Here is a 7938-nt window from a genome sequence, read left to right on the forward strand (position 1 = left end):
GTTATAAATGTTTATACTTTGATGGAGATGGCTTCGCTATGCTTTATAAACGATTGGATAATGGCAAACTCCAATGGCCACGAAATAAAAATGAAGTTCGTCGGCTCACGCAACAACAACTTCGTTGCATTTGATGAACGAAACTATCCGGCATTTTTCAAATGGTTGGAAAAACAATTGTCTTCTCCAAACAATCATTTATATGATTATGCACTTCGACTCCGTAGGGATTTACAGTCGATTAAGCTGGCATTTAGTACTTCCTACAGTAACGGAGTTGTAGAAGGCCATGTTCACCGATTGAAGCTGATGAAACGAATCATGTATGGCCGGGCGAAGCTGGATTTACTTGAAAAACGAGTGTTATATCATTTATAAAATGTTATTTTAAAAAAATTAATAAAGAGATGAAGGACTGTACATATATGGTTTCACCAAAAGAACGTAAGAGCCATTTTTAGTTTGCCATAAACAATTGAGAACTTTCATTTAAGAGCCAGATGAAGGCCAAAAAATTTTATTTATAGTAAATTACACTTATTAGTTTATTATTATAAAGTAAAATTAGAGGCCTTCATCAAATATGTGTAAGATTCATTTTCTAATTGCCAAAAATAGAAACGAATTATCATGGGAAGTTTAGGTGATGAGAATCGGTTGGTTGGTGCTTAATGTCGAGTGAAAATAAAATTCTTAAGAGATAGCACCAGTTGATATTCCTTGCTTTTTAAGAAAATAGATAAGTGTCCATTCCTGCCTATTTTTTTGGTTCTGTAACAAGCATCCATTCGATTGTGTATCGGTACATGAGATAATGATTCAAACTTTACTCCTATTGTGCAGTAGTTTGCTTTGCTTCTTTGTGCGGAGAGGGGAAGAGCAAACCAGAATTAGTTACCCTCCGATACAAAAGTGATTTTTGGATATAATGTGCAATAATTATATTTAATCACTAATAAAAATATTTCTTGTAAAAATATAATCATCTTTATTGAAAATATGTACATAAGGCGCTATTTCAGCGTTTACAATGATCCTATTTATTTGCGCATTCATTTCTTTAGTCAAATAAAGCGTACAAATTATTAAAATAGCAAATACATAAATCAACCTATTTATTTTTTCCTTAAATCCATATAATACATTCCCTAATATAATAGCTTCTAGATATCTTCCGTAAATAGCCAATCTTGCAGCAGTTAGTTCGGAAAATTGAAAGAAGAAATAGATAATAAAACTCAAAATATAAAGTTTAATAATATTTTTAGACATTTCATTTTGCTTTACATAATAATCATAAAACACAAAAGCCATTACAAGTAAAATAATTCTTGCAATCCCTTGATAATCTAGCAAATTCAAAGAATTTGATGTATCTGTATATACCATCGCTTCTTTGATTATTGGAATAGATGCCAGTTTAATTACTATTGAACCAGTTGGTAATACTGAAAAAATTATACTTATTATCGACAAGAGCATAAGTGTTCTCTTACTAAAATCCATTTTCAATAAAAAATACAAAACTATTAAAAATAACGCAGATGCATGAATCGTTGATAATAAAATTGAGATAATTATTAGTTTTAAAGTTTTATTTTTTTCTATACAATCAAGTAGATAATATAAGCCGACAGCTATTGTTAACCCTTGTCTAATCCCACTGAAAACCCAAGTAATATAGTAAAAACAAAAGAAAATTATTAAGGAAAGCGTTGGATTAATGGCATATTTTTTACAAATTTTTGCAACAAAAAATAAATTAATAAAAGCGAAAATTACTAAGAATTGCTGATAATTCAATCCTAATTCTTTTGATATAGCTGCAATTATTCTAAAACCGATTTCCTTACCTTCTACACCAAATTTAATTTCATCTGAGATAGATGGTTGAATTATATTAAATAAATATTCATAAGCGAAATAATCAAGGCCAATTCCAAATCTAAAAAAAGCTAAAAGCATTAATATTATAACTAATAAGTAAAAAAACAATCTTTTATTAAACCATGATGTCATATATCCGAATAGCATAATAGCATAATAAACCACAATTTCACCCCATCCGATAAATCACTATTTACCATTATAAATAAATTTACCGAAATGGGTGAAAGTTTTTTTAATTTTTTAGAATAAAATTTTGACACTTAATGTATCATTTGTTTAAACATCCATAAATCTATACTACATCTATGACTCATGATTCGGACACAACCTTTCGTTAGTTTAATATTAATGACTTAACCAAGTTGTGTCCATAAATCTATACTACATCTATATTTTATAGTCAATGTTTGCTTTAGTTGCCATTAGGTTGCTAGAATTAATAATATTTATATTGAACATCATTATACATTTGCTCCAGGTGAAACCAAACAATTTGTTTCATAATTCCTTGTAAACGCTAAAATAGAATCAACAGAATTTGCTCATTTGGATTGAACACTTTTTCACTATTCAATACACTTCTAGTAAACTAGTATGTTTAGTTTATTGGAGGCTGTACTAATGGAGGGAAAGTTAGTGTTATATTTAGATATTCATCGCTTACATGATAGGAAATTGAGAGTTCCACAAATTGCAAAGCAGTTAAAAATTTCACGGAATACAGTTTATAAGTATTTAAGTATGACATTTGAAGAAGCGGTTGAAGAATTTGGTCCAATTGAGCGAAAGAAAAAATTAGATCCCTATCGGGGTTGGAGTGTGAATTGGTTACAAGAATATCCAAGTATCAGTGGGGCACAAATTTTCGATTGGCTTCAAGAAAGGTTTCCTGACCTACAAGTTGGAGAAAGTACGGTTCGAAGATATGTCAATGAAATGAGAGAAATCTATCATATTGAAAAAACAGACGAACCGAGGGAATACGAAGCGGTTGTCGAGCAGCCACCAGGCAAACAGATGCAAGTGGATTGGGGCCAAACCATTCAGAAAACCACTCAGAAAAATGAAATCAAACTTTATTTTATCGCCTTTGTTTTAGCTCATTCTCGGCATAAGTACATGGAATGGCAAGACCGACCTTTTACCACACAGGATGCCATTCGCTGTCATGAAAATGCCTTTCAATTTTTTGAAGGAATGACTGAAGAAATCGTTTATGATCAAGACAATCTGATTGCAGTGAATGAAAATGCAGGAGATGTTCTTTTAACAAAGGAATTTCAAAAGTATGTAAAGGAACGGAAATTTAAGGTTCATCTCTGCCGAAAAGCCGATCCGGAATCAAAGGGGAAAATTGAAAATGTCGTGAAGTATGTGAAAAAGAATTTCGCTCTTCATCGGATCTTCTCAACAATTGAAGATTGGAATGAAAAAGCGTGGAAATGGCTGGAACGGACAGGGAATTACAAAGTGCATCAAACCATAAAAAAGAGACCTTTCGAAGTGTTTCTCCTGGAAAAGCAACACTTACGAAAAATCTCTTCACCGCTTTCAAATTTTGAAAGCAACCACCTTACTGAAATTATAACAAGGAATGTGAATAAGGACAACACGATTCGGTTTCAATCCAATCGATATTCAGTGCCGATCGGCACATACACAAGGTGTCCTCAAGTAAAGATACAAATCAATGAGCAACAACTCATGATAATCAACCCAACAACAGGTGAAATTCTTGCCAAACACACCATCAGTTCAGAAAAAGGAAAACTGATTAAAAATCCGAATCATGCGAGGGATCGTTCTAAATCAATAGAAGCACTAAAACAACTTGTATTGAAGCTTTTTCAAAGAGAAGAAAAAGCAAAACAGTATATTGAGGAAATTTGTCATATTTATGGGCGTTATCGCCGTGACCAATTACTTCTATTAAAAAAAGTAGCCGAAGAGAATCCGCAATGGATTTCAGCTGCACTTGAGAAGTGTATGGGTGAAAAATTGTATAGTGCGAATGCCTTTCGTGATGTTGTGGATTATTTAAAACGGCAACAATTGCATCCCATTCCCAAAATTCATGTAGCATCCGCCACCTCTGTTTCAATACCTGTAGAAACAAGAGATTTGAAGGACTACATTCAACGAATGGGAGGAAATATGCATGAGTAAGAGTGTCACGGAAATTCAACAAGCCTTTAAACAATTGCGGTTAGCAGAGAAAGCGGAGGAGCTCCCCGAGCTCCTTCGCAAAGCAGAGCAATCCTCATGGACATATTTGGAATTTTTAGAGGAGCTGACTACATTTGAATTAAAAAGACGCGAAGAAAAAAGTATTCAAAAGCGATTAAACTGGGCTCGTTTTCCATTCCATAAACCCATCGAAACGTTTGATATAAATGAGCAATCAGCGATTACAGAACGTCAGTTAAAACAGCTCCGGGAGTATCAGTGGATTGAACAAACTTACAATATCATCTTGCTTGGTCCGCCAGGAGCGGGAAAAACATTATTATCTGTTGGTTTGGGAATTGAAGCGATTGAAAAAGGATATCAAGTATATTTTGTCACCATGGGAGAATTAATACAGCTGCTTAAAACGGAAGAATTCATTAACAAGTCAAAAATTCAATTAAAGAGGCTTCGGGCATCAGATCTCATTATTATTGATGATGTCATGTATATGGCAATGGATCAACGAGAAGCAACCTTATTCTTCCAATTAATTCATCAACTGTATGAACAAAGTTCTTTAATATTGACTTCCAACCGAAGTCCCGAAGAATGGACTGAATTAGTCGATAATCAGGGAATGATGACAGCCATCCTCGATCGCCTGTTACATCGAGTGGAGGTCATACATATGAACAATGAAAGTTATCGATTAAAGCATCAGGAAAGAATTTTCAATTAACAAAAAGTGTTCATCGGAAATGAGCAAAAATTGTTCATTTGTGGTTGACGTTAACAACCATCCGTGAAATTGATGCGCAACTTCGTAAATATGGATATACGGGGACACTTTCAGGTGTCCGCGTTGCAATCGAAAGCATACGAAAAGAAAGAAAACGGCAGGGGATTAAGGAATCTTCCGTTCGAATTTCCAGACGGCAAATGATTTCATATGTTTGGAAACGAAAATCTAGACTTTTAGAAGAGGAACTGCAACTTCTTGAACAATCCTTTAAGATGTACCCATCCCTTCATTCTTTCCACCAAATGGTTCAAACATTTAGAGAAGCATTTGATGAACGGAACTATCCGGCATTTTTCAAATGGTTGGAAAAACAATTGTCTTCTCCAAACAATCATTTATATGATTGTGCACTTCGACTCCGTAGGGATTTACAGTCGATTAAGCTGGCATTTAGTACTTCCTACAGTAACGGAGTTGTAGAAGGTCATGTTCACCGATTGAAGCTGATGAAACGAATCATGTATGGCCGGGCGAAGCTGGATTTACTCGAAAAACGAGTGTTATATCATTTATAAAATGTTATTTTAAAAAAATAATAAAGAGATGAAGGACTGTACATATATGGTTTCACCAAAAGAACGTAAGAGCCATTTTCTACTTGCCAAAAACAGGGTAATAAAATCCCAAAGATTATTCATTATTGTTGGTTTGGGAAGAATCCTATGCCAAAACTAGCTGAAGATTGTATTAATAGTTGGAAAAAATATTGTCCGGATTATAAAATTATTAGGTGGGATGAAAGTAATTTTAATCTAAATGCAAATCAATATGTTTTAGATGCTTATAACCAAAAAAATGTGCATTTGTAACTGATTATGTAAGATTATTTGTACTATATAAATATGGTGGAATATATATGGATACAGATGTAGAGGTAATAAAACCGTTGGATGTTTTTTTAAAACATGAAGCTTTCACAGGTTGTGAAAATGAAAAATTCTGTGTTACGGGTATAATGGGAGCTTCAAGTAAACATCCCTGGATTAAATCTTTATTAGATTACTATGATGATAAAAGATTTATATTACCTGATGGATCTATAGATATAACAACTAATACAAAAGTAATAACTGATATAACAATTAAAGAATACGGTTGGATACCTTCTAATAATTTACAAATATTAAAAAATGGATTAACAATTTACCCCTTTGAATTTTTTTGTGCAAAAGATTACAATTCTGGAGTAATAAGCATTTCTGATAATACCTATACAATACATCATTTTAATGCTTCGTGGCATACAGAAGAAGAAAAAAAGCGGAGATTTAAAAGGGAAAAGTATATTAGACGTTATGGTGTTAAACTAGGGGAAATTATTAATTCACTAGATTATAGCATATCAAATAATGGTTTTTTTGGTACATTAAAAAAAATAAAAAAGAAAATTACTTCAAGATGATATTGGAATAATACTTCCTTCTGTAATGCTAACCACGGAGATGTGTTATTATTTTGAATCTTGTTATTTAATTAAAGATTAACTCTCTTAAGATAAATTTGTAAGATAGGGATTGAATATAATGAAAATTTTAATTACAGGTGGTGCTGGGTATATTGGTTCACATACTTGTGTTGCTTTAATGGAACAAGGTTATTCCTTGGTTATTTTAGATAATTTTTCAAACAGTAAACCTGCTGTATTAGATAAACTTCGGAAGTTGAATGATAATTTTGTATTTTATAATGTCGACGTGACCAATGAGGAAGCGTTGGAGCGGGTTTTTTCCAACCATAAAATTGATGGTGTAATTCATTTTGCCGGTTACAAGGCGGTCGGAGAATCTGTTGCAAAGCCTTTGAATTATTATATAAACAATGTGGGAAGCACGATGATTTTAGCGAAGGTCTGTCAAAAATACAATGTGAATAAATTTGTATTCAGCTCTTCTGCAACCGTTTATGGTGAAAATAAAGTGCCTTTTAAAGAGGAAATGGAGCTATTGCCGACAACGAACCCTTATGGAGAAACAAAAGCCATGAGTGAACGGATTTTGATGGATGTGGCAAAGGCGAATCCGAATTTTGCGGTATCGATTTTAAGATATTTTAATCCCGTTGGTGCCCATGAGAGCGGGTTGATTGGGGAAGATCCGAATGGGATTCCTAATAATTTGATGCCGTATATTACAAAAGTGGCAAAAGGCGAGTTGGAAAAGTTGCGGGTGTTTGGCAATGATTATCCAACTCCAGACGGTACGGGCATTCGGGATTATATTCATGTGATGGATTTGGCAGAGGGGCATGTAGCGGCGTACAAGCATTTGAGAAAAGGTGTGCATATATATAATCTCGGAACTGGAAAAGGGACAAGCGTGTTGGAGTTGGTGCATGCTTTTGAAAAAGCGAACGGCATCAAAGTGCCATATGAAATTGTAGAACGCAGACCGGGCGATATTGCGATTTGCTATGCGGATGCTTCCAAAGCTGAAAGAGAATTGGGTTGGAAAGCAAAACGCGATATTATCGACATGTGCAGGGATGCGTGGAGGTTTGAAAATTTAACATAAGTTATTATTTCTCTTGAGAGACATAGAGAATAGTACAATTAAAAAGTTCTTTTCTTGTTTTGTATTAATATTCATTTTTATAACCATTAATAATATTTTTAGATATTAAAAGGAGAGATTTAAATTGAAAATATGTACATTGGCTTGGGATATATAGGATTACCAACTTCCATCATGTTCGCAAAACATAATGTTGAAGTAATAGGTGTAGATATAAAAGAAGAAGTTATTAATTTGTTAAATCAGGGTGTAATCCATATAGAAGAACCAGGCTTACAAGAAGCATTAAATGAAGTAATTGAAAAAGGCACTTTTAGGGCAAGTATAAAACCTGAAAAGGCAGATGCTTTTATTATTGCTGTTCCTACGCCAAATAATGATGACACTTATAAATCTTGTGATCTTACTTATGTATTAGGTGCAGTTGTGTATGGCAAAATAAAAGTGGCTCTTACGTATATTTGGTGAATGCCTTCCTATCATCCCTGTTGGAGATTTTTATTGTTTTATTAAAATAATAATTAAAGTCTATAGAGAACCCTTTTTTCTAACAAGTCTAATCCAGCA

Annotated in this window: 8 protein-coding genes and 2 pseudogenes; 9 read left to right on the forward strand and 1 reads right to left on the reverse strand. The window is 33.4% G+C overall.

Features of this window, described 5'->3' with window-relative positions:
* The first annotated feature begins 38 nt into the window (after window positions 1-38).
* Both FKZ59_RS15240 and FKZ59_RS13800 read left to right on the forward strand, forming a co-directional pair.
* Complete coding sequence (locus FKZ59_RS15240) at window positions 39-134, forward strand: hypothetical protein (RefSeq protein ID WP_408057525.1); 96 nt, start codon at window positions 39-41, stop codon at window positions 132-134.
* On the forward strand, window positions 91-378 hold the full coding sequence (locus FKZ59_RS13800) for a transposase (RefSeq protein WP_181733307.1): 288 nt from the start codon (window positions 91-93) through the stop codon (window positions 376-378). Before FKZ59_RS15240 ends, FKZ59_RS13800 begins: the two co-directional genes overlap by 44 nt.
* Window positions 379-945: 567 nt before the next feature.
* Here the strand turns inward: FKZ59_RS13800 and FKZ59_RS13805 are convergent.
* Entirely contained in the window at window positions 946-2052 is a 1107-nt protein-coding gene (locus FKZ59_RS13805; RefSeq protein WP_141603331.1) for an EpsG family protein, read from the reverse strand.
* Window positions 2053-2526: 474 nt separating this feature from the next.
* Here FKZ59_RS13805 and istA point away from each other — a divergent pair, with 474 nt between their 5' ends.
* The 7 genes and pseudogenes from istA to FKZ59_RS13835 all read left to right on the forward strand — a co-directional run bounded on the left by istA (window position 2527) and on the right by FKZ59_RS13835 (window position 7839).
* Window positions 2527-4056, forward strand: coding sequence for an IS21 family transposase (gene istA / locus FKZ59_RS13810; RefSeq protein ID WP_342777680.1), 1530 nt, complete (start codon window positions 2527-2529; stop codon window positions 4054-4056).
* Complete coding sequence (gene istB, locus FKZ59_RS13815; RefSeq protein WP_141603333.1) at window positions 4049-4798, forward strand: IS21-like element helper ATPase IstB; 750 nt, start codon at window positions 4049-4051, stop codon at window positions 4796-4798. Before istA ends, istB begins: the two co-directional genes overlap by 8 nt.
* A 38-nt stretch (window positions 4799-4836) precedes the next feature.
* Window positions 4837-5376, forward strand: a complete 540-nt coding sequence (locus tag FKZ59_RS13820) for a transposase (protein ID WP_141603334.1) — start codon at window positions 4837-4839, stop codon at window positions 5374-5376.
* A gap of 93 nt (window positions 5377-5469) precedes the next feature.
* Window positions 5470-5670, forward strand: a pseudogene (locus FKZ59_RS15245) (capsular polysaccharide synthesis protein); the annotation flags it as partial.
* 11 nt (window positions 5671-5681) lie between these two features.
* A pseudogene (locus FKZ59_RS13825) lies at window positions 5682-6263 on the forward strand (glycosyltransferase); the annotation flags it as partial.
* Window positions 6264-6384: 121 nt separating this feature from the next.
* Window positions 6385-7371 (forward strand): UDP-glucose 4-epimerase GalE, encoded by a 987-nt coding sequence (gene galE / locus FKZ59_RS13830; protein WP_141603335.1) that lies wholly within the window; start codon window positions 6385-6387, stop codon window positions 7369-7371.
* Between the two features lie 174 nt (window positions 7372-7545).
* Window positions 7546-7839: a hypothetical protein gene (locus FKZ59_RS13835; protein WP_408057524.1), complete on the forward strand. Its 294-nt coding sequence runs from the start codon at window positions 7546-7548 to the stop codon at window positions 7837-7839.
* Window positions 7840-7938: the final 99 nt, after the last annotated feature.

The organism is Ureibacillus terrenus (genome assembly GCF_006569205.1).
In the GTDB taxonomy this organism is placed as follows: domain Bacteria; phylum Bacillota; class Bacilli; order Bacillales_A; family Planococcaceae; genus Ureibacillus; species Ureibacillus terrenus.